21 protein-coding genes are annotated in these 26,396 nt (G+C 51.2%); 18 read left to right on the top strand and 3 right to left on the bottom strand.

Annotated features, from left to right (window positions below; genetic code table 11):
* Positions 1–340: 340 nt before the first annotated feature.
* Entirely contained in the window at positions 341–1,822 is a 1,482-nt protein-coding gene (putP, locus tag SPSPH_RS17320) for a sodium/proline symporter PutP (RefSeq protein WP_075757005.1), read from the bottom strand.
* Positions 1,823–2,082: 260 nt separating this feature from the next.
* On the opposite strand from putP, the gene SPSPH_RS17315 reads away from it, so the two are divergent.
* From SPSPH_RS17315 to SPSPH_RS17265, 11 genes are all read left to right on the top strand, one after another.
* Entirely contained in the window at positions 2,083–3,639 is a 1,557-nt protein-coding gene (locus tag SPSPH_RS17315; RefSeq protein WP_075757006.1) for an ABC-F family ATP-binding cassette domain-containing protein, read from the top strand.
* Between the two features lie 175 nt (positions 3,640–3,814).
* Positions 3,815–4,612: an FAD binding domain-containing protein gene (locus SPSPH_RS17310; RefSeq protein ID WP_075757007.1), complete on the top strand. Its 798-nt coding sequence runs from the start codon at positions 3,815–3,817 to the stop codon at positions 4,610–4,612.
* Positions 4,603–5,058 carry a (2Fe-2S)-binding protein gene (locus SPSPH_RS17305; protein ID WP_075757008.1) on the top strand — a complete coding sequence of 152 codons (456 nt, stop codon included), beginning with the start codon at positions 4,603–4,605 and terminating at the stop codon, positions 5,056–5,058. Before SPSPH_RS17310 ends, SPSPH_RS17305 begins: the two co-directional genes overlap by 10 nt.
* Positions 5,055–7,340 (top strand): xanthine dehydrogenase family protein molybdopterin-binding subunit, encoded by a 2,286-nt coding sequence (locus SPSPH_RS17300; RefSeq protein WP_075757009.1) that lies wholly within the window; start codon positions 5,055–5,057, stop codon positions 7,338–7,340. Before SPSPH_RS17305 ends, SPSPH_RS17300 begins: the two co-directional genes overlap by 4 nt.
* A gap of 190 nt (positions 7,341–7,530) precedes the next feature.
* Positions 7,531–8,835: a nucleobase:cation symporter-2 family protein gene (locus SPSPH_RS17295; RefSeq protein ID WP_083945670.1), complete on the top strand. Its 1,305-nt coding sequence runs from the start codon at positions 7,531–7,533 to the stop codon at positions 8,833–8,835.
* Between the two features lie 73 nt (positions 8,836–8,908).
* A complete protein-coding gene (yqeB, locus tag SPSPH_RS17290; RefSeq protein WP_075757011.1) occupies positions 8,909–9,718 on the top strand; it encodes a selenium-dependent molybdenum cofactor biosynthesis protein YqeB in 810 nt (269 codons plus the stop codon).
* Positions 9,711–10,496 (top strand): XdhC family protein, encoded by a 786-nt coding sequence (locus tag SPSPH_RS17285; protein WP_075757012.1) that lies wholly within the window; start codon positions 9,711–9,713, stop codon positions 10,494–10,496. Before yqeB ends, SPSPH_RS17285 begins: the two co-directional genes overlap by 8 nt.
* Positions 10,489–10,800 carry an XdhC family protein gene (locus SPSPH_RS17280; RefSeq protein WP_075757013.1) on the top strand — a complete coding sequence of 104 codons (312 nt, stop codon included), beginning with the start codon at positions 10,489–10,491 and terminating at the stop codon, positions 10,798–10,800. Before SPSPH_RS17285 ends, SPSPH_RS17280 begins: the two co-directional genes overlap by 8 nt.
* Before the next feature lie 3 nt (positions 10,801–10,803).
* The gene (gene yqeC / locus SPSPH_RS17275; RefSeq protein ID WP_075757014.1) at positions 10,804–11,556 is read left to right on the top strand and encodes a selenium cofactor biosynthesis protein YqeC; all 753 of its coding nucleotides are present in this window, start codon (positions 10,804–10,806) and stop codon (positions 11,554–11,556) included.
* Entirely contained in the window at positions 11,553–12,155 is a 603-nt protein-coding gene (locus SPSPH_RS17270) for a nucleotidyltransferase family protein (protein WP_075757015.1), read from the top strand. The genes yqeC and SPSPH_RS17270 overlap by 4 nt, the downstream gene beginning before the upstream one ends.
* 110 nt (positions 12,156–12,265) lie before the next feature.
* Entirely contained in the window at positions 12,266–12,466 is a 201-nt protein-coding gene (locus tag SPSPH_RS17265) for a small, acid-soluble spore protein, alpha/beta type (RefSeq protein WP_075757016.1), read from the top strand.
* Between the two features lie 394 nt (positions 12,467–12,860).
* On the opposite strand, the gene SPSPH_RS17260 is transcribed toward SPSPH_RS17265, so the two are convergent.
* Positions 12,861–13,463: a hypothetical protein gene (locus SPSPH_RS17260; protein WP_075757017.1), complete on the bottom strand. Its 603-nt coding sequence runs from the start codon at positions 13,461–13,463 to the stop codon at positions 12,861–12,863.
* An 84-nt stretch (positions 13,464–13,547) separates the two neighbouring features.
* Between SPSPH_RS17260 and SPSPH_RS17255 the strand changes: the two genes are divergently transcribed.
* Complete coding sequence (locus SPSPH_RS17255) at positions 13,548–13,688, top strand: hypothetical protein (protein ID WP_158027101.1); 141 nt, start codon at positions 13,548–13,550, stop codon at positions 13,686–13,688.
* 221 nt (positions 13,689–13,909) lie between these two features.
* Positions 13,910–17,008, top strand: coding sequence for an ATP-binding protein (locus SPSPH_RS17250; protein WP_083945651.1), 3,099 nt, complete (start codon positions 13,910–13,912; stop codon positions 17,006–17,008).
* 39 nt (positions 17,009–17,047) lie between these two features.
* Here the strand turns inward: SPSPH_RS17250 and SPSPH_RS17245 are convergent, their stop codons facing one another.
* Positions 17,048–18,244 (bottom strand): response regulator, encoded by a 1,197-nt coding sequence (locus SPSPH_RS17245; RefSeq protein WP_075757018.1) that lies wholly within the window; start codon positions 18,242–18,244, stop codon positions 17,048–17,050.
* A 265-nt stretch (positions 18,245–18,509) separates the two neighbouring features.
* Between SPSPH_RS17245 and SPSPH_RS17240 the strand changes: the two genes are divergently transcribed.
* The 5 genes from SPSPH_RS17240 to SPSPH_RS17220 all read left to right on the top strand — a co-directional run bounded on the left by SPSPH_RS17240 (position 18,510) and on the right by SPSPH_RS17220 (position 26,392).
* Positions 18,510–20,831: a methyl-accepting chemotaxis protein gene (locus SPSPH_RS17240; RefSeq protein WP_075757019.1), complete on the top strand. Its 2,322-nt coding sequence runs from the start codon at positions 18,510–18,512 to the stop codon at positions 20,829–20,831.
* 73 nt (positions 20,832–20,904) lie between these two features.
* A complete protein-coding gene (locus SPSPH_RS17235; RefSeq protein ID WP_075757020.1) occupies positions 20,905–23,586 on the top strand; it encodes a hybrid sensor histidine kinase/response regulator in 2,682 nt (893 codons plus the stop codon).
* A 42-nt stretch (positions 23,587–23,628) separates the two neighbouring features.
* Positions 23,629–24,399: a response regulator gene (locus tag SPSPH_RS17230; protein WP_075757021.1), complete on the top strand. Its 771-nt coding sequence runs from the start codon at positions 23,629–23,631 to the stop codon at positions 24,397–24,399.
* Between the two features lie 57 nt (positions 24,400–24,456).
* Positions 24,457–25,431, top strand: a complete 975-nt coding sequence (locus SPSPH_RS17225; RefSeq protein WP_075757022.1) for a diguanylate cyclase — start codon at positions 24,457–24,459, stop codon at positions 25,429–25,431.
* A gap of 112 nt (positions 25,432–25,543) precedes the next feature.
* Positions 25,544–26,392, top strand: a complete 849-nt coding sequence (locus tag SPSPH_RS17220) for a hypothetical protein (RefSeq protein ID WP_075757023.1) — start codon at positions 25,544–25,546, stop codon at positions 26,390–26,392.
* The last annotated feature ends 4 nt before the right edge of the window (positions 26,393–26,396 follow it).

Raw genomic sequence — 26,396 nt, 5'->3', positions numbered from 1 at the left:
CCATTGGAAAAGCGGGATTGCTTCAAACGATTGTGAAGCAATCCCGCTTTTTCTTGGTCTAATCACAGGCCCGGCGCGGCCGGCCGTCATACAACGCTGCGACGCTGGCGCTTAACCTCCGCTTATGCATAACGACCAGCCGCGCCTTAGCGATGTTGACGCCCGGATAAAAAGACGATGCTAACCTGGTAACTCCCGTAACCTTCCGGCCTAGAATTTAGCTAAAGGAAGTTCCGCGCTCCGCTTGGAACTAAGCGATTCACACAAGTTCGAGCGTCGCATTGCTCCTAATAACTTGGTTCTCTGCTTATGGGGCGATGCCAAAAGTAAAACCTCTCCTTTAAATATTGCTTTTGCCTACCGACTCAAACTCCTCGGCTATTTCTTTGGCCGGCGGGGTGTCCAGGAGGCTCACCACATAAATAGCCAGGCCGGATAAGATAAAGCCTGGCACGATTTCATAGAGCCCGAACAGTGCCAGCTGTTTCCAGACAAGCACCGTGATACCGCCGACGATAATTCCGGCCAATGCCCCATTGCGGGTCATGCGCTTCCAGAAGAGTGACAGGATCAGTGTCGGGCCGAACGCGGCGCCAAAACCAGCCCAGGCATAGGCAACCATGTCTAAGACAAAGTTATTGGGGTCTAAGCCGATTAGTACAGCGATTATGGTAACACCCACTACTGTTAGCCGGCTGACCCAGACAAGCTCTTTTTCGTCGGCAGTCTTCCGGATTAATGCTTTATAGAAATCCTGCGATACCGCCGAGGCAGTAACCAGCAGCTGGGAGGAAGCGGTGCTCATAATGGCGGCTAAAACGGCTGAGAGAATGAGACCGGCAAAGAAACTGGAAAATAGATCATGGGTCATTACCATAAACACCGTCTCAACCGCCGAACCTGCCAGCGGCTGCTTTAGATATACCCGGCCCACCATTCCGACCAGAACAGCGGCCGACAGTGACAGGATAACCCAGGTCATGGCGATATTGGTGGCTTGTTTGATTTGTGAAGATGACCGGATGGCCATAAATCTGACCAAAATGTGCGGCTGGCCAAAATAGCCAAGCCCCCAGGCCAGCAGCGATATAATAGCAATCAGTGACAAGGGTTTGCCGTCAGGTGTGGTAAACGGATTGAACATTTCAGGGTTGAGTGTGGATAAGGCCGCCGCTGTGGTTGCAGGACCGCCCATCATGAAGGAAGCCGTAATAGGCACCGCCAGGATGGCAAAAAACATCATGACGCCCTGGACAAAGTCTGTCCAGCAAACCGCCATAAAGCCGCCAAGAAAGGTGTAAAATACCACGACAAAAGCTCCCAGGAGCATAGCCCAGGTGTAAGGAATGCCAAATACGGTATTAAACAATTTCCCGCCGGCGACAAAACCGGAAGAGGTATAAATTAGGAAGAAAATAAGAATAAATACCGCTGAAATAATCCGGAGCAATTGGGAATTATCCCGGAATCTGTTTTGGAAATAATCAGGCACGGTCAGTGAATCATTGGCAATCTCCGTATATTTGCGCAGCCGTTTGGCAATAAAACGCCAGTTTGCCCAGGTCCCGATAATCAGGCCAAGCGCAATCCAGCCTGCCCCCAAACCGGCCACATAGGCATAACCTGGCAGTCCCATAAGCATCCAGCCGCTCATATCAGAGGCTTCCGCGCTCATCGAAGTAACCCAGGCACCTAAGCGGCGGCCGCCCAAAATATAGTCAGACATATTTTGTTCTTTCCGCCAGTAATAGATGCCGATGGCCATCATTGTACCCAAGTAAACAACAAAGGCAATAATGACGCCACTATCCAGTTCTAACATAGGTATATCCCCTCTCTACAATATGGTAAATGTGGTAAATATGGTAAAATTATATCGTGAAACTGTAAACATGTGCAAGTAAATACTTTTCCGGTGTGGTATACCAGGAATGTGAAATTGGGTTTTGACAGGGCCGGCAGCTTTGCGATAAAATAAAGTAGTCTGCCAAGCCCAAAGCCATAGTGTTCTTATTCATCCTATGGCTTTAGACTTGGCAGACTACCGGTATTTGCCAAATATTGCACAGGAGTATGTAAAGCATGAGTGTTTTAACTGTTGAAAATGTATCACATGGTTTTGGTGCCCGTACGATTCTGACCGAGGCGTCTTTTCGTCTTTTAAAAGGCGAGCATGTCGGCCTGATTGGCGCCAATGGCGAAGGAAAATCCACCTTTTTAAATATCATTACCGGCCAGTTAACGCCTGACGAAGGCAAAGTGGAATGGTCCAACCGCGTAACTGTGGGTTATCTTGACCAGCATTCGGTTTTGACTAAAGGCAAAACCATCCGCGACGTACTGCGGGAAGCCTTTCAAAACATGTTTGACCTGGAAGCGGAAATGCTGGGGCTGTACAATGAGATGGGCGAGGCCACACCCGAACAAGTGGAAAAAATGATGGAAGAAGTGGGCGAACTCCAGGATATGCTCGATCACGGCGGCTTCTATATGATTGACGCCAAAATCGAAGAGGTTGCCAACGGCCTGGGGTTAGGCAGCATTGGTCTTGACCGGGATGTTGCCGATCTTAGCGGCGGTCAGCGTACCAAAGTACTGTTGACCAAACTGCTGCTGCAAAATCCCACAATCCTTATTTTGGACGAACCTACTAACTATCTTGATTTTGAGCATATAGAATGGCTGAAAAAGTATCTGAAAAACTATGAAAACAGCTTCATCCTGGTATCTCACGATATTCCCTTTTTAAATGAAGTGGTCAATGTCATCTATCATGTGGAAAATGGCGTGCTTACCCGTTATACCGGCGACTATGAGCAGTTCCAGCAAATGTACGCCGTCAGAAAGAGTCAGGAAAATCGGGCCTATGAGCGCCAGCAGCAGGAAGTGGAACGGCTGGAGGATTTTATCGCCCGCAACAAAGCGCGGGTGGCGACACGTGGCATGGCCAACAGCCGCCAGAAACGTCTGGACAAAATGGAGATACTGGAAAAACCGCGGGAAAAGCCCAAACCGACCTTCCAGTTTCGTGAAGCCCGGACGCCCAGCCGTTTTATTGTTGAGGCCAAAAACCTGGTGCTCGGCTATGATGAGCCTCTGACCAAGCCTGTGGATATTACGCTGGAACGCGGGCAAAAAGTGGCTATCCGGGGTGTCAATGGTCTGGGTAAGTCGACGCTGCTCAAGACCCTGTTAGGTCATATTCAGCCGGTTGAAGGCAAGGTTATGCTGGGCGACTATCTCTATCCGGGTTATTTCGAACAGGAATCCAGCCGCCATAATAACAATACGGCGATGGAGGAAGTGTGGGAGGAGTTCCCGGGGCTGACCAATTTTGAAGTCCGGGCGGCGTTAGCCCGCTGCGGTCTGACGAACGAGCACATCACCAGCCAAATGATGGTCTTAAGCGGCGGTGAAAGTGCCAAAGTCCGGCTGTGCAAGCTGATGCTCAAAGATATTAACTGGCTGGTTTTGGACGAACCGACCAACCACCTTGACCTTGAAGCCAAAGCTGAACTGAAACGGGCGTTGATGGAATTCAAGGGAACTATTTTGCTCGTATCTCATGAACCGGACTTTTATGAAGACTGGGTAACGGCTGTATGGAATGTGGAAAACTGGACAACTAAGATCGTATAAGCCAGACATAAAGGGGCAGGCTGCTTTCACGGACAAGCGATAAGCAGCCTGTCCTCTTATTGTCGAAATGTGGATTTTTAGGGGGAAATGTGGGTTTTCATAATGACTGTGATATGATATAATTCGAACTATATTATTAAAAACAAACCGAATGTTCGGCGTAGGAGGAAAAGAATTGTTTACATTACGTAATGTAGTGCAACCGGATACGCTGCCAGAGGCTTACAAAATATTGCGGGAAAAGAAGAGCAATACGATACTTGGCGGTTGTGCCTGGCTTCGTATGGGTTCTCAAATCATCCACACCGGCGTGGATCTAACGAAACTGGGACTTGACTATATCAATAACTGTACCGGGCATATCGAGATCGGGGCCATGGCTACTTTGCGCGAGCTGGAAACCCACCAGGCGCTGCAGGAATATTGCGGCGGGGTAGTGCCTCAGGCTGTCAGCAATATTATCGGGGTACAATTCCGCAATGTTGCCACCGCCGGGGCGTCGGTATTTTCCCGGTATGGTTTTTCGGATTTGCTTACCATATTATTGGTACTGGATACCGAAATAGAATTGTACGATGGCGGGCGTATGGGCTTGGCAGAATTTATGGACAGGCCCCGTACCAAAGATATTTTGACGAAAATCATTATTCACAAAACAGAGCGCCGGGCAGCCTATCAGGCGCTGCGTAACTCGGCCAGCGATTATCCTGTCCTTACGGCAGCGGTATCCCGGCTGGGAGCAGAGTGGCAGATTGCTGTCGGCGCGCGTCCCACCAAGGCCAGACTGGCGCTTGAGGCCGCTAAGCTGCTGCCAGGTGGCAACCTAACTGTGGCGGTAATGGAACAGGCCGCGCAGGCGGCAGCAATTGAGTTGCCTTTTGGCGACAATATGCGCGGGTCGGCAGAATACCGGCAGGCCATGTGCCAGGTGCTGGTTAAACGGGCAATCGCGGAGGTGGCGGCATGCAAATAGAAATCATCATCAATGGCCGGCGAACAGCTTTGGAAGTTCAGCCTGACGATTTCCTGGTGGATACGCTGCGCCAACAGGGGCTGTACAGTGTGCGCAGAGGCTGTGATACCACCTGCTGCGGTCTGTGTACCGTCTGGCTTGATGGCCAGCCGACACTTTCCTGCTCGCTATTATCATTCAGGGCGCATGGCAGGCAGATTACGACAATTGAGGGAGTGCCGTCCGAGGCGGAGAACTTTGCCCAATTCATGGCTGCCGAGGGTGCCGACCAATGTGGTTATTGCAGCCCGGGCTTTATTCTCACCGTGCTTGCCATGAAGCGGGAACTGGTTAATCCCACCGAGGCGCAGATTGTTCATTACCTGACAGGCAACCTGTGCCGCTGTACCGGCTATCAAGGGCAGCTTCGGGCTGTCAAGAAATATCTGGGGGTAACACCGTCATGAAATATGTAGGTAAAGGCTTAGCCAAAACAGACGCCATTGCCATCAGCACCGGCAAACCGGTATATACGGAAGATTTAGCGCCGGCCAACGCATTGGTGGTAAAAATCCTGAGAAGCCCTCATGCGTTTGCCCGGATTACAGCCATTGACACCAGCAAAGCCAAACTGGTTGCAGGGGTAGAATGCATTCTTACCTATAAAGATGTGCCGCAGGTACGGTTTACGCTGGCAGGCCAGTCCTACCCTGAACCTTCACCCTATGACCGGCTGATCCTTGATCCCCTTGTGCGTTATGTCGGTGATGAAGTGGCCATTATTGCCGCTGTGGATGAAAAAGCTGCCAACGCCGCCATGAAACTGATCAAGGTCAGCTATGAGATTTTTGAACCGGTGCTTGATTTTGAACAAGCCATTGACCATACTTCGGTCGTTCACCCTGAGTCTGACCTCTTTTGCAACTTCCCGATCGGTATGGACAAGGAGCGCAACATTTGTTCCTCGCACACTGTCGCCGTCGGCGATGTTGATGAGGAACTCAAAAAGTGTGACATTGTTATTGAAGAAACCTATTATACCCAGGCGCAGGCCCATGCCATGATGGAAACCTTCCGTTCCTTCACATATCTTGACCATGCCGGCAGACTGGTGATTGTCAGTTCCACCCAGGTGCCTTTCCACATCAGGCGGCATGTAGCCAGAGCACTGGAATTGCCGGCCAGCAAAGTGCGGGTGATCAAGCCGCGGATCGGCGGCGGTTTCGGTGGCAAGCAGACCGGTTCCGGTGATGTGTTTGCCGCCCTGGTCTCGCTCACCACCGGCAAACCGGCGATGTACATTTACAGCCGTACGGAAACCTTCAGCGCTACCTCCAGCCGTCATGCTATGAAGCTTACCGTCAGATTAGGCGCTGACAAGGACGGTTTTATCCGGGCGCTTGATATTGAAAACCTGTCAGATACCGGCGCTTATGGCGAACATTCGTCCACCACTTTTTCGGTATGTGGCGAGAAGACGCTGCCGCTGTACAATAAAACCCGGGCTGTCCGGTATCACGGACATGCCGTATACACCAACAAAATGCCGGCAGGAGCGCTCAGAGGCTATGGCGCCACGCAAGGCACGTTTGCCCTGGAATCGGCTGTCAACCAGCTGGCTGCCCGGCTTTCCCTGGACCCGGCTGAGCTTAGGCTGAAAAACTTGATTAAAGAAGGCGAGACCTGCCTTATTTATCAGGGAAAAGTGCTTAACAGTTCAGCGCTTGACCGCTGTATTGCCAAAGGGAAGGAATTGATTGGCTGGAACGAAAAGTACCCCCGCCGGGAATTGCCTGACGGTAAAGTCCGGTCTGTCGGTATGGCGGTAACCATGCAGGGTTCCGGTATTGCCGGTATTGACACAGCCTCTATTGAAATACGTCTTTCCGATGCCGGTGAATATACCCTGTTGACAGGCTCAACCGATATGGGGACAGGCAGTGATACGGTATTGGCGCAAATTGCCGCCGAAGTCCTGCAAACTTCACCTGACAACATTGTTGTGCATGCCGCTGACACCGATGTTTCCCCCTATGATCCCGGCTCATATGCCTCCAGCACTGCCTATGTCACCGGCATGGCTGCCTTGCAAGCCGCCGAGGATTTAAAGCAGCAGATCATTGAGCAGGCGGCTAAGCTGCTTACCGTGACCCCGGCGGAAATCGACTTTGACGGTCAGGTGCTGCGAACAACTGACGGCAGTCAGTCGATGACGCTGGCAAAACTGGCAGAACTCCAGGTGTTAGGTGCTGGCAAGCGGCAGCTGGTGGGCAATGCCACCTGTGGTTCGCCTATATCGCCGCCGCCGTTTATTGCCGGCTTTGTCGAGGTCGAAGTTGACCCCGCAACCGGTGTGGTTGAACTGCTTGACTATGTGGCGGTGGTGGACTGTGGCACCGTGCTTAACGCCAATCTGGCAAGGATTCAGGTAGAAGGCGGTATTGCTCAGGGTATTGGTATGGCGCTGTATGAAGATGTTCGCTACAGCCGCCGCGGCAAGCTGCAGACCAATAACTTTATGCAGTATAAGATTCCCTGCCGCAAAGATGTCGGCAAAATTACGGTAGCCTTTGAAGCCAGCTATGAGCCCACCGGCCCGTTTGGTGCCAAATCCATCGGTGAAGTGGTTATCAACACGCCGCCGCCGGCCATTGCCCATGCGGTATATAATGCGGTAGGCGCCAAAGTTACCCGGCTGCCGATAACCCCGGAAAGAGTATTTATGGGAATGAAAAGTCAGACAAAATAACGCGTACGCTTTTGCAGTAGGCAGGGTGTTGTCAGAAAACATCTGCCTGCTGTAGTTGCCTGCCGCTTTTGCCGGCACACCACCTGATGGCAAAAATAGTTAGTACGATAGTTAGGGATGCTGACAAAAGCGGAAAGTATAAGGAGGAGAATTTGTGCAAGACAATCAACTAAAACACCCTGTCGACGAGATGCTGCCCTTGGGACATTTGTTTACCTATGGGTTGCAGCATGTTTTGGCTATGTATGCCGGTGCGGTGGCTGTGCCGCTGATTATCGCCAATGCGCTGGGGTTGAGCCAGGAACAGCTGATTTATCTCATTAACGCGGATTTGTTCACCTGTGGTATTGCTACTTTGATTCAGACCCTGGGTTTTTGGAATATGGGGATTCGTATTCCCATTATCCAAGGAGTGACCTTTGCTGCGGTAACCCCGATGATCATCATTGGTCAGACTCATGGTTTAACTGGTATTTATGGTTCTGTTATTGTTGCCGGTATTGTGACCTATTTGATGAGTCCGTATTTTAGCCGTCTGATCCGTTTCTTCCCGCCGGTAGTGACAGGTACGATTATTACAATTATCGGCGTTACCCTAATGCCGGTGGCAGTACGCTGGGCGGCTGGCGGTAACCCGGCAGCTAAAGATTTTGCTTCTTTTTCATATATCTGTCTGGCACTTGTTACCTTGCTGCTGGTATTATTCTTCTACCGATACTTTACAGGATTTTTAAGTAATATTGCTGTTCTTCTGGGACTTCTCTGCGGTACAGTGATCGCATCTTTGTTTGGCATGGTCAACTTCTCGCAGGTTGCCACAGCCAATTGGCTGGGAATTACCACCCCGTTTGCCTTTGGCCTGCCGACCTTTGACTTGGCTTCCATTGTCGCTATGATCCTGGTTATGCTGGTCGTTATGACTGAAACCACCGGTGACTGTATTGCCGTCGGTGAAATTATTGACAAGCCTGTTACGCAGGAAGATTTGACCCGCGGGCTCAGGGCTGACGGTTTTTCAACCATCCTGGGCGGTATTTTGAATAGCTTCCCCTATACGGCGTTTGCCCAAAACGTGGGCCTGGTCGGTTTGACCAGAGTAAAAAGCCGCTTTGTAGTGGCTGCCGCCGGTGCCATTTTAGTTATCCTGGGCTTGTTCCCTAAATTCGCCGCTGTAGTTGCCGCCATCCCCAATCCGGTATTGGGTGGCGCCGGTATTGCCATGTTCGGCATGGTGGCTGCCAGTGGGATTAAAACCTTGTCCAAGGTTCAATTTGACGGTACTCATAATATTATGGTAATTGCCATAAGTATGGGAGTTGGCATGATTACCCTGGCTGTCCCCAATTTCTATCACCAATTCCCCAGTTGGGCGCAGGTAATCCTCCACAGCGGCATCACGGCCGGCAGTGTGGCGGCCATTATTCTGAATGCTGTCCTTAACGGCACCAATAAACCGGCTGAAGCGGCCATTGGCAAGCAGGAATATATTGGCTAACTAGAGAAAAACTAAAGGCGACAACCGAAATGCCGGTTGCCGTCTTTAATCCTTTAGAAGGGTAGTAGTAATAATGGACAAGATAGTCATAGTCAAAGGTGGCGGCGATATTGCCACAGGCATTGCCCATCGTCTGCACACGAGTCACTTTGCTGTAGTAATTTTGGAAATAGCTAACCCTACCGCCGTGCGGCGGACGGTTTCCTTTGCTCAGGCCGTAATACAAAATGCACCGGTGACGGTGGAAGCAGTGACAGCCGAATTAGCCACGCTTGCTGCAGTGCCGGAAAAGTTAGCTGCCGGCCGGATTCCGGTGCTGTTGGCTTCAGAGCCGCAAGAAGTACAACAGGTAATTGCTACCCTGAAGCCGGTGGCAATTGTTGACGCCATTTTGGCAAAACGCAACACAGGCACCCGCATCACCGATGCACCGGTAGTGATTGGCGCCGGACCGGGCTTTACCGCCGGCGAGGATGTTCATGCCGTAGTGGAAACCATGCGGGGCCATGATTTGGGCCGGGTCATCTATCACGGTACAGCCATCGCCAATACCGGCATCCCGGGTGAAGTGGGCGGCTTTACCATTGAACGGCTGGTCAGGTCGCCGGCGGACGGTGTGTTTGTGGCTTGCCGTGAAATCGGCGACACCGTAGCCGCAGGTGATATTGTCGGGCATGTAGGCGACACTGCCGTTAAAGTTAATATTGCCGGTATCTTGCGCGGTTTGCTGCAAAGCCAACTTACTGTTACCAGAAAAATGAAAATAGGTGATGTTGACCCGCGCTGCTGCCCGGAACATTGTTTTACCATCTCAGATAAGGCCAGAGCCGTTGGCGGCGGCGTACTGGAAGCCTTATTGCATTTGCGGGGGAACCATGGATAAGGATATTCTTTTCAAACTTGCAGAATGTGCGCAGCAGGCGCAGCCTGCCGATATAATCACCCTTGTCGGCACACCGCCGGACAAACATAATGCTGCCGGCAGCACGCTGGTCATTACCGCGGACTATACCGGCGGGCGCCTTATCGATGGGGCTTTTACCAGGCTGGTTATTGACAAGGTAACCGCCACTGCCACTCCCTGGACCAAGCCCTTGCTTTTCGAAATCGCGTATGCCGGAAACCGATACCGCTTGTTCTGGGATAAACTTTCCCGGCGGCGGTCGGCTTTGGTGCTGGGGGCAGGCCATATCAGCCAGCCGCTTACGGAGTTTTTGGCCAAAGTTGGTTATGCCGTTACGGTGGTGGATGACCGTCCGGATTTTGCCAACCGGACCCGCTTTCCGCAGGCTGAGCAGGTGGTATGCCGGCCATTTGGCCGGGCTTTGACCGAACTGGCACTGGCAGGTTTTGGCGCCATCATTATTGTTACCCGTGGTCATCGCTCAGACATGGAGTGTATCAGGGCGGTGATTACCCAGCCTGCATCCTATATTGGCATGATTGGCAGCCAGGGGCGGGTGCGGGGGGCGATGAAGACTCTCCTGGAAGAAGGTTTTGACCGTGAAGCGGTAGACCGGCTGCGGGCGCCTATCGGGCTGGATATCGGTGCCGAAACGCCGGAGGAGATTGCCCTTAGTATTGTTGCGGAAATGGTAGCTGTTGACAGAAACGCCAATTGCCGTCCGCTGAGTGACAGGTGGAGGTACAAATATGGATGATACTATGGTTCAGGCTATTTGTGAGGCAAAGCAGGCAGGCTGGAAAGCAGCACTTGTTACTATTATTGCCACCCGCGGCTCCACGCCGCGCAAGGCCGGTGCCAGAATGCTGGTCTATCCTGATGGCCGCGTATTTGGTACCATCGGCGGCGGTTGCGCCGAAGCGGAGGCAAAACTGCAGGCGCTAACCGCGCTTGATGACAACCGGTCATCCATCTATAATGTGTCGATGACCGGCGATACAGCCGCGGACGAAGGTATGGCCTGCGGCGGGATTATGGAAGTATTTATTCAGGTGGTGTGAGCTATGCTCTGGGATGCACTGGGAATTACCCTGCCGGGCATGATTGCCTGTGTCGGTGCTGGCGGCAAGACCTCGCTGCTGCAGTCGCTGGCTAAGAGCGCCGGGCAGCAGGGCCGGCCGGTTTTGCTTACCGCAACCACGAAGATGTTTTATAACCAGGTGGCTGATTTTCAGCCGGTAGTGACAGACGATTATGCGGCAGGCCAGGAAAAAGTAGTCGAGGCACTAAAGTCAGGGAAAATAATCGCGTGGCTGTCCAGGCAAAATGGCGGCAAGGTTCTGGGGCTGCCGCCAGAGTGGCTTGCCAAGCTGGCAGCCGAGGTGCCTGCTGCTTATATTCTGGTAGAAGCCGACGGGGCCCGCTGCTCAAAGATCAAGGCGCCGGCGCCCCATGAACCGGTTATTCCTGCCGGTACTGCTATGACTGTCGGTGTGTTGAATCTGAGCACGCTGGGGCAGCCCTTAACGGCGGACAATGCTCACCGCCTGGATTTGGTAGCCGCCATTATTAGCAAGCAAGCGGGCGCAAATGTTGAATGGCAGGATATAGCCCGCCTGGCGGTGCACCGGCAGGGGATTTTTCAGCATGCCCGGGGAACCAAGGTGCTGCTGCTAAGTGGCGGCGATATCGCTGCACAGGTCGCGGCGGCGCAAATTGCCGGGTATTGCAAGCTGGCCAAAGCCAACATTGAGCGGGTAGTGGTGACAGCCGGTTATGGCTGTTCCATGAAGCCGCTTGCGGTGTACCGGTTATGATACCGGTTGGTGCAGTAATCTTAGCGGCCGGAACCGCCAGCCGCATGGGAAAACAAAAACTGCTGCTGCCTTTAGCCGGCAAGTCCCTGATGGCCCATGTGCTCGGCACGGTCCATAGCCTGCCATGGACGGCAAGTATTGCTGTTATTGGCGAGCCTGAGAGCGAACTGGCCGAATTATGCCGGCAATACCAGGTAAGGTCGGTTTTTAATGCCAACAGGCACAGCGGTCAGGCTTCCTCCCTTGTGCTGGCGCTGCAAATGCTGCCGCCGCAGCTGGCAGGCATCATGTTCTTTTTGGGCGACCAGCCACTGGTATCCTCTGCCCTGATTGAAGCCATACTGGCGAAATTCAGGCAGGCCGCGAGCGACAAGGCAATTGTGGTGCCCTGCTGTCAGGGGCAGCGCTACAGCCCGGTGCTGTTCGGCAGCCATTGGCGTGACGGTCTGTCAGCCTTAACCGGCGACACCGGCGGGCGGCAGCTTATGCGTAATAACCCGGAATGGGTCAGTGAAGTGGACTGGCCTGAGCCTGCCTGCTTTTTGGACGCCGATACCTGGGAAGAATATATGAAGCTGAAAACGTTGGCTGAAGGATAATTTTTTGCAGTGTGTTGTTACTATATGACATTTTTCGAATTGAATAGCTTTTGACATAATGGCAAATACTATACATAGGCTTCCAAAAATTATGATGGAGGTGGCTGTATATGGGTAAAGTGATGTCAGAAGAAACCAAATATAAATTAGCGCATGAGCTCGGTTTTGGTGAAAAAGTTGAGGACGGCAACTGGGACGATGTTACAACAGGTGAAGTTGGCTCCATGGTCAGAGAAGCCATTAAACGTGGTGAAGAGGCGATGGCGGCAGAAGCGAAAGCCAATGGAGAAATTCATCAGAACGCGAAATAGAAATAAAGGAAGCTGGCCTGAAGTGATTACTTCGGGCCAGCTTTTTTATACAAAATCAGATAATATCGGCTAATATGCACACTACACATATATTAGACGATTAAGTCAATTACGTTTTTACCGCGCCAAGAAACGGGACATTCTTTGTGCTTCTTTTATTATTGCATTTTAAAGCAAAATGTACGTCCTCCTTGCTTTTCCCCTTGCGTTTTTTACTTTGAATTCGTAATAAGAAGCGTAGTGAGGACAAGTAGGGATGTTCCTCATAACAATGTGGAAGAAGCAAGGTGACTGTCCCCTTGCTTCTTTGCCCTTTTTTGATACCTACTATTAATTTTAAATGATTTGTGCTCATGTCAGGAAATTTTTTCATGAGTTTGTAATTTGAAAAAGTCTATAAGGTGCGTACATCCACGATAGTCCAGTCACGGTCGTACGTCCGCTCCAAGATAACGTTATAGAACTTGCCGGTATCGTTCCGGCGAACTTCAACGACAGCCCGCTGGTTGGAAGCGGTAAGAAGTGAAAAGGAATCACGGTTAGAATTAAAGCCATATTGGGCGGCCTTATTCTTTACATAATCCACAGGACTGTTGATATAGGCATAGTTGCCGTTATAGCTGTTCTTACTCTGGTAATAAAGCTTCCCATCCCGCAGATAGGCGTGGCTTTTGTCAACTTTCGACCCGAGGTGCCTAGAGTCAGCCCGGTAATAAACCTTGCCATCCTGATACAAGGCCTGGTTTCCATTAGGACCTGGCCAGCTGTGTCTGTGCTGGTGCCAGTCGCGTCCCGGTGAGCGGGAATCCTTGGCAAATTGCTGCGCTATTTCCGCTTTTACCGGATACACATTGGCAGTTGTTTCGGCAGCGAGGGCTTTAGTAGCCGGCATACCAGACAATACGGCTCCGGTCATCATTGCAGCACCCATTAAAGCAGCGGTGCGACGCTTAAATTTGAGTCTCAATTGCCTGCGTTTTATGCTGTTTTTTCCCAATATTATCCCTCCTTCAACTGTATTTAACTTTAGTGTTTCGCATTATCAAATCATAATTCTAGGTAAATAATGAAGAATCAAGGGATGATTCTGGTTTCGGAACTTCCCCGTTCGACAGCTCTCAGCTTGGTGTATTGTATGGGGGAAGAGCTTACTTTACATGCTGAACAGGCGATAGCCGCAGAAGCGAAAGCCAATGAAGAATTGCATCAGAACGAGAAATAAAGAAAGCTGGCCTGAAGTGATTCCTTCGGGCCAGCTTCCTTTTATATAAAAGTCAGTCACACCTATTCGCTGTGGTGGAGTTATTTGATTGAAACGGTATGGGACATTGCACTGAAAAAGCAGGCCGGTGCTGTATATGTTTAGTATGGAAGAGTGCTTGCCACCGGCGGAAAGGGAAAGGTATAATCAAAAGAAATAACGATAAGTAAGAGGGTGCCTGTTTGGTTAATTGGATTACAAAAAGGAAAAATGCTTACGGGATTGTACTGCTGGTAATCAGTCTTTCTTTGGCCGGCTCCTGGCTGCTCGGCAGAGGGATGCCGGAGAAAAAAGGCCCCCAGGCTGTGCAGGGGGTGCTTGATCTTTCCGGCTGGGACTTTGCCATTGACGGGAATGTTGCGTTGAACGGCCAATGGGAGTTTTACTGGCAGCAATTGCTGACTCCGGATGATTTTGCCGGCAACCGGCCGGCTGCCGTTCCCAGATTGACCGGATATCTAAAGGTTCCTTCCCTCTGGGCGGGAACGCTGGGGGAGGAAACCCTGCAGACAGAGGGCTGCGGTACTTACCGGCTGCGGGTTAAGCTTAAGCCAACGACTGATACACTGGGGATAAAGACTCAGTACATCCGCCAGTCCCATAAGCTGTTTGTCGACGGGCTTTTGCGGGGGCAAAGCGGCAATCCTGGAACCGGTGAACATGTTTATACATCCGGCAATACCCCGTATACCACCTTTTTCAGCGTACAAGGGGATCAACTGGAAATCATCGTGCAGGTGGCAAATTATACCTACCGTCCAAACAGTGGAATTGCCACCTCGGTATACCTTGGCCGGCAAAATGACATTATCGTTTTGGAAAACAGACTGTCCCGGAGTGAGCTTATTGTATTTGCCGGGTTATTTTTTATTGGCCTTTATCATATTTGTGTGTTCTTTTACCGGCCTGATAACCGGAGTTTAGGGTATTTCGGCCTGTACTGCCTTATTATGGCTTTGGCCCAATTTACGCAGGGGCAGCGGCTGATGGCGCAGTTTTTCCCGGAAATACCCTTTGAAACGATTTATAAAATAAAAAGCCTGGTCGGCTTTGGCCATGTTGTGGCGCTGGCCCTGTTTTTGAAAGAGGCCGGCAGGGAACTGATTCCACCTAAACTGCTTACAGCCATAATCGGTGTTTTTGGCAGTTACTTGCTGGTTATTTTATTGTCGCCGCTTAAACTGTATTCTTATGTGGAGCTGCCGTTTGTTGTGCTGCAAAGTATCGCTTACATCGTTATTGTTTTTTTTCTGTGCCGGTCACTGTGTCAAAAAAGGTACGGAAATTTAGGGCGGCTGGGCCTGCAAATTCTGATCTGTGCCTTTACTTGCATCGTAATGACCATTTTGGAAATTTTCTTATACCAGAATGATTTTCTGCCGGCCCGGGTGCTTGGCGATTTTGGTGCATTGAGTTTTGTCATACTGACGTCGTTGATTCTGGTTATCCGCTTTTCCGACGCCTATGATACGATTGACGATATGTCACAAAGGCTGCTTAATCTAGATAAGCTCAAGGATGAATTTTTGCTGAATACGTCCCATGAGCTTAAAACGCCGCTGCAGGGCATCCTTACTATTGCGGAAGCCGGGCTGGAAGGCACGGAGAGCCAGGCAGCCTCTCGCCAGACGGAATATTGGCAGCAGATTATTTCCATTAGCCGCAGGCTGATTAATCTGATCAATGATATTTTGGATTTTTCCCGGCTTAAAACCAGGGAACTCCGGCTGCAACTGGTGCCGGTGGACAGTAAATCGGTAGTTGATGCCGTATTGGATGTGGCCGGCTATATGCTGCCGCCGGGAAAAATCCGGCTGATTCAGGCACTGCCGGCAGGCTTGCCGGCTATTGTCGCCGATGAAGACAGGCTGAAGCAGGTACTGTTTAATCTTATCGGCAATGCCGTCAAATTTACCCGCGAGGGAGAAATCCAGGTTAAGGCTGAACTGCGGGAGGGCCGTTTGCGGATCGTTGTGGAGGATACCGGCTGCGGTATACCGGAGGAGCGGCAGAAAACGATATTTGATGCCTTCGAGCAGGTTGAGCATAGGCGCGGGGGGACGGGCATCGGGTTAACGATTTCCCGTCAATTGGTTGAATTAATGGGAGGCAAGCTGTGGCTTGACTGGTCGGAACCCGGTGTGGGGTCCCGCTTTGCCTTTGAATTGCCGGTCAGTCAGGCCGCGCCGGAACTGGCTGGCGACCGGCAGGCAAACTACCGGCAGCAACCGTTACTGCCGGCATTGCCGCTGCAGACAATAAAAAACGGAGCATTCACCATATTGGCAGTGGATGATGAACCGGCCAACCTGCAAATGGTGCTCCGGGTATTTGCTCAGGAGGACTATACTATTCTTACTGCTATGACGGCCGGGGAGGCGCTGGCGCAGATCGGCTCAAGCCGCAATCTGGATTTGGTGTTGCTGGACGTAATGCTGCCAGATATGTCTGGCTACGAATTGTGCCGCAGAATCAGGGAGCGGTACTCTATGCTGGAACTGCCGATTATCGTCCTGACAGCCTGCAATTCGCAGGAGGACATTGCCGCCGCTTTTGCCGCCGGGGCCAATGATTTTGTCGCCAAGCCGTTTGCCAGTCAGGAAATCAGGTCACGGGTCAGGACGCTGCTGTCCCTGCAAAAAGCCGTAAAGGATGTTGTCCGGGCAGAAATGGCCTTTCTGCAATCCCAAATCAAGCCGCATTTTTTGTATAATGCGCTCAATACCATTGTTGCTTTTTGCTATACCGACGGGGAAAAGGCGGGGATGCTGCTGAGTGAATTCAGTAATTACTTGCGCAAAAGCTTTGAAATCCAGGGAACAGCTATTTATACCAACCTGGAGAACGAGCTGGAGCTGGTGCAGTCCTATGTGGAACTGGAAAAAGCCCGCTTTGGTGGCAGGCTGGAGGTCCATTACGCCATTGATCCCCAGGTATGGCAAGTCCCTATTTTGCCGCTCACTATCCAGCCGCTGGTGGAAAATGCGATTCAGCATGGGATTATGCAACAAAGCGGCAAGGGACAGGTGCGGATTACAGTGAAGAAGGAAGGCGGCACCGTGGTCATAACGGTGGCCGATACCGGTGCAGGAATTCCGCCGGACCGGCTGGACAGCCTATTGACTGATTCCGGCGCAGAAAATACCGGAATCGGTCTGCAAAATATCAATCGCCGTCTGCAGTCCTTTTATGGGCAGCAGCTGGCGATCGTCAGCAAGGTGGATGAAGGCACCACTGTAACTTTTCAGATTCCCGTCCGGCCGGAACCGGCAGACGAATAGCTGTTTTCAGGATATGGGCCTGTGGTCCGCTGCTCCGGTCTACTCCTTGGGCGCGGCAGGAGTTTGGTTTAAATAAAGTAAAGTCAGGGCAACACCTAACGTCGTGCGGCCTGTAAAAGAGTTCAGGGAGAATCCCAGAATTTTTTCAATTGACTGCTTGCGGAACAATACGGTTTTATAATGAATAAACAATTTCTCCGCCACTGTCTGCAGACTGTCGTTCAACAATATGGCTTCCAGCGTGACAAACAGTTCGGTGCTGTTTTGCCGGTCATAGCGGAGCAGCTTGCCGAAGGTGTTGTTAATCAGGGTGTCGATTTCCGGCTGGGGAATGTAATGGGCTAAGGGCATTATTAGCCCGCTGTCCAGGAAATGATAGACTTCTGTTCGGGGAGATATTCGTATGCCGAGCAGGGCGGCATAGCGGGCTTCCCGGTACCTGGCGGCAAAGTTTCCCAAGGTGCCTGGCTGCGGGGCAATGCCGATAGCTGCTACTGTCTGGGGGAACCGGCTGTCCAGCAGGGCTTTCAGCCGGGCGGCGGCAAGCTGTTCCTCTTCCTTGGCATTGGCGGCAGAGACAGGGGAAAAATCCAGTATGCCCAACCCGTGGGGTGTTTCCCAGGCTAGCAGTGAGCCGGTTGATATTGCATCAAGCATAGCGGTGCGGCGGTGTCTGAAGTCCGGTGCCAGGTTGCTTTCCGGCGCTGCAGTTTGCGGAGTCGGCAACAGAAAGAAGAGAGAAAAGGGCTGGGAGGCGTCAAGCCCCAATTGTTGAGCTTGTCCGGCTATTTCCTGATCGTTGGTTAGTGCTCCTTTGAGCAAACGGTTAAAAAATTCACCGCGCCGTTTTGGCAGCGGTTCATGAGCAGCTTGCGGAATTTTCCCCATGATTTTTTCGATGGTGGCGTCCAGCCGGCGTTTAATTACCGGTTTGACAATATAGTCAATAGCGTCGACCTCAAAGGCCTGCAGGGCGAACTGATTATGCGCGGTGACAAAGACGACGGTTAGATTGTTTTGGTATTGACGCATTTTTCTGGCGGCATCCAAGCCGTTAGCCGTTGGCATCTGGATGTCGAGAAAAACCAGTTGAACCGGCTCGTGCCGAAGCTTTTGGCAGGCTTCCTCAAGGTCGGTATATTCGCCTACGATTTCAAGAACAGGATATTGCCGGAGCAGATAGGATAATGCTTCGAGGGCCGGCAATTCATCGTCAATGAGGATGGTTTTTATCATGGGACGCATACCTCTTGTTCTGCATGATTTTTGTTGCTGCGCGGTAAGGCAACAGCGTATGGTGTTTATTTCCCTGTAAGCAGGTTGTTTCCTGCCGGATGAGATACTATCCAAAAAGATAAGAATATCCGGACAAAATTATCCTAAAGGATAATTTTGTCCGGACAGAGCGGATAAATCAAATATTATACAGGAAAAGACAGGCTGACTGTATAAATAATTCATATTTTACGGAATTATGTTATTTTGTGGGAGGCCTGTTAGCATGGAAATGGGTGGACGGACTGAAACGAGTAAAGGTATATCTAGCATTAGGAAAAAAATGATTGGAATTTTAGTGAGCGCCGTTGTAGTCGGCCTGGCGTTATCCTCGTTTTTGATTTATGAGACGGCGCAAAAGGCGCTGGTGGAGAATACCGAACAGTCTATACAGGCACTGGCTGTCAGTTCAGGGCAGGAGGTAGGACTGTGGCTGAATGAACAGAAGTCCTACATTACCACCCTGGCCAATTCCCCTTTGGTAGAGGTAGGCAATGTGACCCGTACCTGGCCGTACCTGGCTGGAGAGATGGCCCGGGCGACCGATTATGATGTTTTGTTTGTGGCCAATGAAAAGGGCGATTATTTTTCGGCGACCCGCAATGACCGGGGAGGGATTATCCAGGGGGGCGCCAATGTCGGTGACCGCGAGTATTTTCCCGAAGTTATGAAGGGCAAAACAGTGATTTCCGATCCGGTCATTTCCAAAACCTCGGGACACCTGGTGGTTGTGGTGGCCGTGCCGCTGAAACGGGACGGCCGGGTAGTGGGAATGATCGGCGGCAGCATGAATATTGAAAAATTGATGCAGAAGATCAGCAGCACCAAGGTATACCAAACAGGCTATGCCTTTTTAGTCCAGGGCGATGGGCTGGTCATTGCCCATCCGGAGAAAAGTGTGGAGATGAAGAGCAATTTTCTCAAGGAAGGTGATCTTCGCCTGCGGCAGGCACTGACAGAGGCTTTGCAGGGTAAGCAAGGCATTACCCCATATCGTTGGGGCGAGGTGGACAAGTATGCCGGGTACGCGCCGGTGCCTGGCAGCAATTGGGCCTTGGTGGCTTCGGTGCCGGCCGACGAAGTCCACAGCCGGTTGACGACAGTTAGCCGCATTTCGTTTCTGACCCCGTTATTTGTGGCTGTTTTGATTATCGGAGTGACCGGATTGCTGCTTACCAAATGGCTCATCCGGCCGCTCAATGATTTTCAGTCGATGATGTCGGTAGTGGAAACCGGTGATTTTACGGTGCGCGGCAAAATATATGCCAATGACGAGATCGGAGCGTTGACCGGCGCAGTGAATCATACGCTGCAGGTGCTGGGTGACATGGTCGGCGATATCCGGCAGACGACGGGGCTGATGAAGGATGCCTCGGTCGATTTGATTGATGTTTCGACCACATTGGCAGCCAATAGTGAGCAAATGAGTGCCCAGATATCGACAATCAGCGCCACGGTGGAGGAGATTTCGGCCGGCATTGAAGAAACGGCCAGCTCGGCTGAGGAGGTAAGCCATGGTGTGGATGCGGTGGCCGGACTGGCTAACGGAATGTCGGCCGCCGCGCAGCATGTGTCGGCAACAACCAACCGGATTGCCGGCCAGGTTGACCAGGTGAGTGAGGTCGTGGCGGAAATATCGCAAAGCATCAATCGTGTGGCTGCTTCAGCAGGGGACGTTTCCGCTTCTATGGCGGAGGTGGACCGGGCAGTACAGGAGATCAGCTGTTCGCTTGGTCAGGTCGGCCAGCATTGCGACCGGTCCATTCACATTACGCTGGCGGCAGAGAATCAGTCGCAGGAAACGACGGCAATGATTCAAAAACTGAGCATAACGACAAAACGGATTAATCAAATTGTTGATGTCATTCGCAGCATTGCCGAACAGACCAATATGCTGGCCCTGAACGCCACCATTGAGGCGGCCGGGGCCGGAGAGGCCGGCAAAGGGTTTGCGGTGGTGGCGGCCGAGGTCAAAGAACTGGCGAAACGGACGGCGGAAGAGACGCGTCATATTGCCCGGCAAATTGAAGAAATGCACAGTGATATGGGCGAGGCAGTCGGCGCGGTGAGTAAGATTGCCACCGTTATTACGGAAACGACCGGCATTACCCGAACGATTGCATCGGCGGTTTCCGAACAATCGCGCAGTGTTGGTAATATTACAACTGCAATGACGGCAGGTGTCAAAGAAGTGGCAGGCATTAGCAAGGAGATCAGCGATATCGCAGACCATGCCCAGCAGGTGTCGCAAATGGCGGCGGCGGCCTCAGAGGGAGTCAGACAAGTGGATGAGGCTACGGCGGATATTTCGGTCAAAGCGGTGGAGACGGCTAAAAGTGCCGACCAAATGTCGGCGTTAATGGGGAATATCGTTTTAGCGACTAAAGAGATTGCCCAGGGAACCCAAAACATTACAGAAAGCATTCAGGAAGCCGATGCCGCTACAGCAGATATGGCCGGCACCGCTTCGCACACCAGCGGCTCTGCCAGTGAACTGGGCGAAACGGCCCACCATCTGGAACAGATGATGGCGCAGTTCAAAATTTAGGTGATAAAGGCGTCCCGAACAGGGGATAGGCTGGCTGTGACAAGCGATGATCAAAAAATGAGTGGTGACAAGGATGGATTTCGGTCAGGAATTACTGCAAGAATTTGTTGAAGAAGCCAAGGCTCATATCGGAACACTGGAGGTAGGACTGCTGCGTCTGGAAGAAGGCAGTTACGAAGCATCTTTGTTGGATGAACTGTTTCGCGCTGTTCACAGTGTAAAGGGTACGGCCGGTTTCTTTGAAATGGATAAAGTTGTAACTTTGGCGCATGCCATGGAAACCCTGCTGGGAAGACTGCGCAACCAGGAATGCGGTATTACCGTAGCGATGATTGACGGACTGTTACTGGCTGCCGATCAATTGAAGGACCTGGTAAATAATCCTGCCGGTCAGGAAGGGATAGACATTGATAGCGCTTTGAACATTCTGCAAGCTCTGACCGGCAAGACGCAGCAGCAGCCGGCCGGCGCAGAAGGTACGCTGGATGTCTGGGAGTTGTGGAACCAATTGACCGGTGAGGCCACTCAGGCAGCAGCGGTGCCGCAGGATGAAAGCCTGCCGCCAGCGACCGGTAACCAGAGTACCATACCGGCGTCTGATCGAGGTGCGGTCAAAAAGCCTTACACTGAAATCAGCAAGACGCAGGCCGGCCTGGTGGAGGAAAGTATCCGGGTCAAGGTAGCGTTGCTTGACGATTTGCTGAATATTATCGGCGAAATGGTTTTGCGGCGGAATCAATTGCTGCGCATTACTGAAAGCCTTGGTTGTGAGGCACCGCAGCTGGATGTGGTAACTCACGGGATCGACAGTTTAACAACCAAGCTGCAGGAAAAGGTTATGAAGGCCAGAATGCAGCCTGTTGCCAATGTATTTAATAAGTTTCCCCGTATTGTCCGGGAACTGGCGCGCAGTTTGGGCAAAGAGGTGGAACTGGTTACTCAGGGGAACAACGTGGAAATGGACCGTTCGATCATTGAAGCGCTGGCCGACCCGATGACCCATCTGGTTCGCAATGCCCTGGACCATGGCATTGAGACGCCGCAGGACAGAATGGATAAGGGCAAGCGGCTGCCGGCGACACTGCTTTTACATGCCTATCATGAAAGCGGACGGGTGGTCATTGATATCCAGGATGACGGTGCAGGCATTGATCTGGAGAAAATTAAAACCAAGGCGGTGGCCAAAGGCTGGGTGACGGAAGCGGAAGCAGCACTATTAAAAGAAGCTGAGCTGCTGAGTTTTATTATGAAGCCGGGATTCTCCACTATTGACCAGGTTACCGCCGTATCCGGCCGGGGAGTCGGCATGGATGTGGTCAAAACCAATATTGAAAAACTGGGCGGTAAAGTAGAGGTATTTACCGCTAAGGAGCAGGGCACTACGTTTCGCTTGCTGCTGCCATTGACTTTGGTCATTATTTCTTCCTTTATTGTGGAAGGGGCCAGCGATGCCTTTGCCATTCCGCAGGCCAATGTCAAGGAACTGGTATTGCTGCAGCCGGACAATCAACAGCAAAAGCAGATTGAATTTATTCATGGTACGCCGGTGCTCCGCCTGCGCAACCGTCTGCTGCCACTGGTCCGGCTTGTCGATATTCTCGGAATAGAAGGAGCCCATGCCGACAGTGCGGCTTATTTTGCCGATGAGACCAGAACCTTTCGCATTCTGGTGGTTAAGAGCGGCAACTTATGGTATGGTCTGGCGGTGGATGCCGTCTATGATACCGAGGAAATTCTGGTAAAGCCGGTTCCGGCGGCACTGAAAACCAGCGGCTGTTATTCCGGGGTGACCGTGTTGGGCGACGGGCGGATTGCGATGATTCTCGATCTGGAGCTGGTTCATCGGAAAGCCGGGTTGTCTTTGCAGGAGGAAAAGCTGAGGTCGACGGTGGAGGCAAATTCCCGGCCGGAAGAAACCAACCTGCTCTTATTTCGGACCTCCGGCGGCGAATTGTTGGGGATTGATCTGTCGATGGTGGCCAGAGTGGAGAAAGTGGCGGTAACAACCTTGCAAAAGATCGGATCACAGCAGTATGTTACTTTTCAGGAGCGGATTGTTCGCGTTATCCGGCCGGAATACTATTTGCCGCTTAGCCGGCGAAAGACAAAGACTGACTGGGTATATGTCATTTTGCCGCGGTTTGTCAGAATTCCCGTCGGCATCGTGGCCGAGGAAATTTATGATGTGGTTTCCACGCCAATCCAGCTAGAGGGCTGCAATAGCAGTGGACAGAGCACTCTCGGTTCTATTTTGGTGAATGGACAGATTGTCACGCTGCTGGATATGTATGCCCTGTTTCAGACGGCAGTGCCTGAATATTATCAGGCTTCCCGGCAGCTTTCCGCAGAAGGGGAGGATGCCGGGAAGCCGCAGCGGGTAAAAATTTTACTGGCCGAGGACACTCCTTTTTTCGCCCGTGTCACCAAAAGTTACCTGGAAAGTGACGGCTACGAGGTTGTGGTGGTGGAGGACGGGGTGCAGGCGCTGGCTGCGCTGGACACTCAGTCTTTTGATGTGGTTGTCAGCGACGTGGAAATGCCCAAAATGGACGGGCTGGAACTGGTACGGACCATCCGGGCGCGGGAGGATCTTAAGCACTTGCCGGCGATCGCCCTGACCTCGCTAAGCGGCGAGACCAACCGGGAAAGGGGCTTGCGGGCGGGCTTTGATTTATATGAAGGTAAATTAAACAGGGCGAGATTATTAAAAAGTGTTGCCGCCATGCTGCAAAAGAATCAGCAAGATAAGTCTTGAAAGCGCTGCTGTGGCTAAGAACGGAAAGGAGGGAACTGCGGAATGGCTCGTGTGCTTATTGTAGATGATTCGGCGTTTGCCCGGAAAAGCTTAATAGAAATCATCCAGGGATTAGGGCATAAGATTGTGGCGGAAGCGGCGAATGGGGCACAGGCTTTTGTCGAATATGTCAAGCATAAACCGGATATAGTGACTATGGATATGACGATGGAAGGCATCAGCGGGGCGGAGACGATTTCCAAGATCATCGCCGGGTATCCTGATGCACGGATTATCGTCATTAGTGCCATTGAAGAGCGGCAGGTCATTCTGGATTCTCTGGAGCGAGGAGCCCGGCATTTTATTATAAAACCCATTACTGTTAGTAAAGTCGCACAGGTTGTTGGCCATGTCCTGAATCAAAACTTTGATTACCCCAAGCACCTGGAAATGGTACGGCGGCTGAAGGGAACTACCGGTACGGAGGAACGGCTCAAGACGATGGGGGATGTACACTGGCCGCCCTATCAAATTTTTCGGGACGATAAAATGGTGCAAGTTGCTATTTATCCCACATTGTCGCCGGTCAGTTGCCAGAGTCTGCTGATTGAGGTGCAGGAATATCTGGAGGAGGAAGCTCGGTTGCTGCTGAATTTTGGCCCGACTGCCAGCCTTAAGCCGGAGACGTTGGCTGCTTTGGACCAGTTGGTGCAGACGATTGAAAATAAAGGCGGCACCGTGCGGGCAATCTCCTATGACGTGAACTTCACCGAAAGCCTGGCCGAACAGGGGTATGCCTATTTGACGAATGTTGTCCGTTTATTTTCCCGGTAGACCTGCCAGGTGGAGCGTCATCAGATAAATAAAGTAGGTAAGGCAGATGGATAAACAATGGCAAAAATACTGATTGTTGATGATAGTTCGGTGGAAATAAAGATTATGCGTAATTTTCTGCAGAATTGGCATGAAATTATTGAGGCCCGGGAGGGGAAAGAGGCTCTTGCTCTGGCGGCGGCCTGCCAGCCGGATTTGATTCTATTGGATATTATTATGCCCGGTCTTGACGGTTTTGCTATTTGCCGGGCGTTGAAAAGCCGGGTTGAACTGGCAGATATTCCAGTCATCTTTATCACCAGCGCCACTCAGATCCGGGATGTGGTGGAAGGCTTTCGCTGCGGCGGTCAGGACTATATAATAAAACCCTTTTACGCCTTGGAACTGCAGGCTAGAATCAAGGTTCATCTGGAACTCCGGCAATCGCAGAAAGCCCTGCAGCAATATATTTTGCAGGTGGAGCAAAAGAATGAGGAATTGAAAGAGATGATGGAAAAGCTGGAGATTTCCGCGAAAACCGATTATATAACAGGGCTGGCTAACCGCCGCTGCATGATGGAAACCCTGCAGCAGGCAATGGTCCGGTTGCAAGAAAAAGGCGGGCAGGATGCAATCCTGTTGGGGGATATTGATAATTTTAAACGGATAAATGACACTTATGGGCATGAATGCGGCGATATGGTGCTGAAAACAGTGGCGGAATGCATGCAGTCGGTGTTGGGTAGCCAGAACTACCTGTCACGCTGGGGTGGCGAAGAGTTTTTGATGCTGTTGCCGGGCAGCGGACTGGCTGAGGCTAAACAGTGTGCCGAGCGAGTCAGGGAAGCTATTGCCCAGCATGTGTTTGTGTACCGCAGTCAGGAATTCACCTTGACGATCACTCTGTCGGTGCTGGGGCTGACCGCTGATTCCGCACTGGATGACAGTATACGGGTACTTGATAACGGACTGTACCTGGGGAAACGGTGTTCGAGAAACTGCGTGGTTGACTCCCGGGACGGCTCTATTTATTCCCGACAGCAGAGTGGTTGATACAGAAATACCCCAAAGTCCAATGCGAACTTGGGGTATCTTTTTGTTATGACTGATTTATAATAATCCGGGAAAACTAATCTGAATATTTTCTTGGAGATAGGAGAAAGTTATGCCCTCTGCCTATTGGTACTATGGATTAGTTGTTATTGCGCTGATCTTGCTGGCTGCTTCATTATTATATAGAAAAGATTGGAAGCTGCTGGTATTGCAGCTAACAATTACTGGCATAATTCACCCGTTCGAGATCGTAGTATTGATCCTAACAGATGCATATCGCTACTTTCCTGGTATTCTGGCTGACCTGAGACTGGATAACTATTTGGGCTCATACATATCTAACTCGCTCATTGTGCCGGCTTCTGCGGTAGCCATAAATGCGTTTTCACTTTCCTGGGGATATATAGTGCCTATTGCCGTTATCTTCACCGGTATCGACTGGTTCTTCGCAACCCTCGGCATTTATCAGCACTTTTGGTGGAAATCAGGTTATACCGGCATCGGACTTATTATTCTCTATGGAATAAGCAGGAAGATTTGGTCAGAACTGCAGGAAAAAAGGAACTGTTCAATTTTTAGACTCACCGTTATTTATCTAACCTATGCTTCTATCCATAATATAATCGTTTTCTTGGTAAACCAAGGGGGAGAACTATTTAAATTTCAGGTTCCCTTGGCAGGGGATCCTGAGAAGTTTCACCAGGGATTTTTTTACCTCTATCTTTTTATCACCAGCGTAATTATTGTATTAGTAATAGGTTTAAAGCTGCCTTTGCACTACCGGTTGCTCGGTATTGCATTTTTGACTTTTGTGTATTGGATTATAGGCGAGTATCACATTTTTGTTCCCCAAGTTGACGATATTTCAGCATGGCAGCTTATCTTAGTGCCAATAATTGTGGTGCCTATTCTAATGTGCCTTTTTCGTATCGCTAAAATAGATTACATTTTTCCCAGATAAAAAT

This window comes from Sporomusa sphaeroides DSM 2875 (assembly GCF_001941975.2).
Taxonomy (GTDB): Bacteria; Bacillota; Negativicutes; order Sporomusales; family Sporomusaceae; genus Sporomusa; species Sporomusa sphaeroides.
This window is presented reverse-complemented; position numbering and strand designations above follow the sequence as displayed.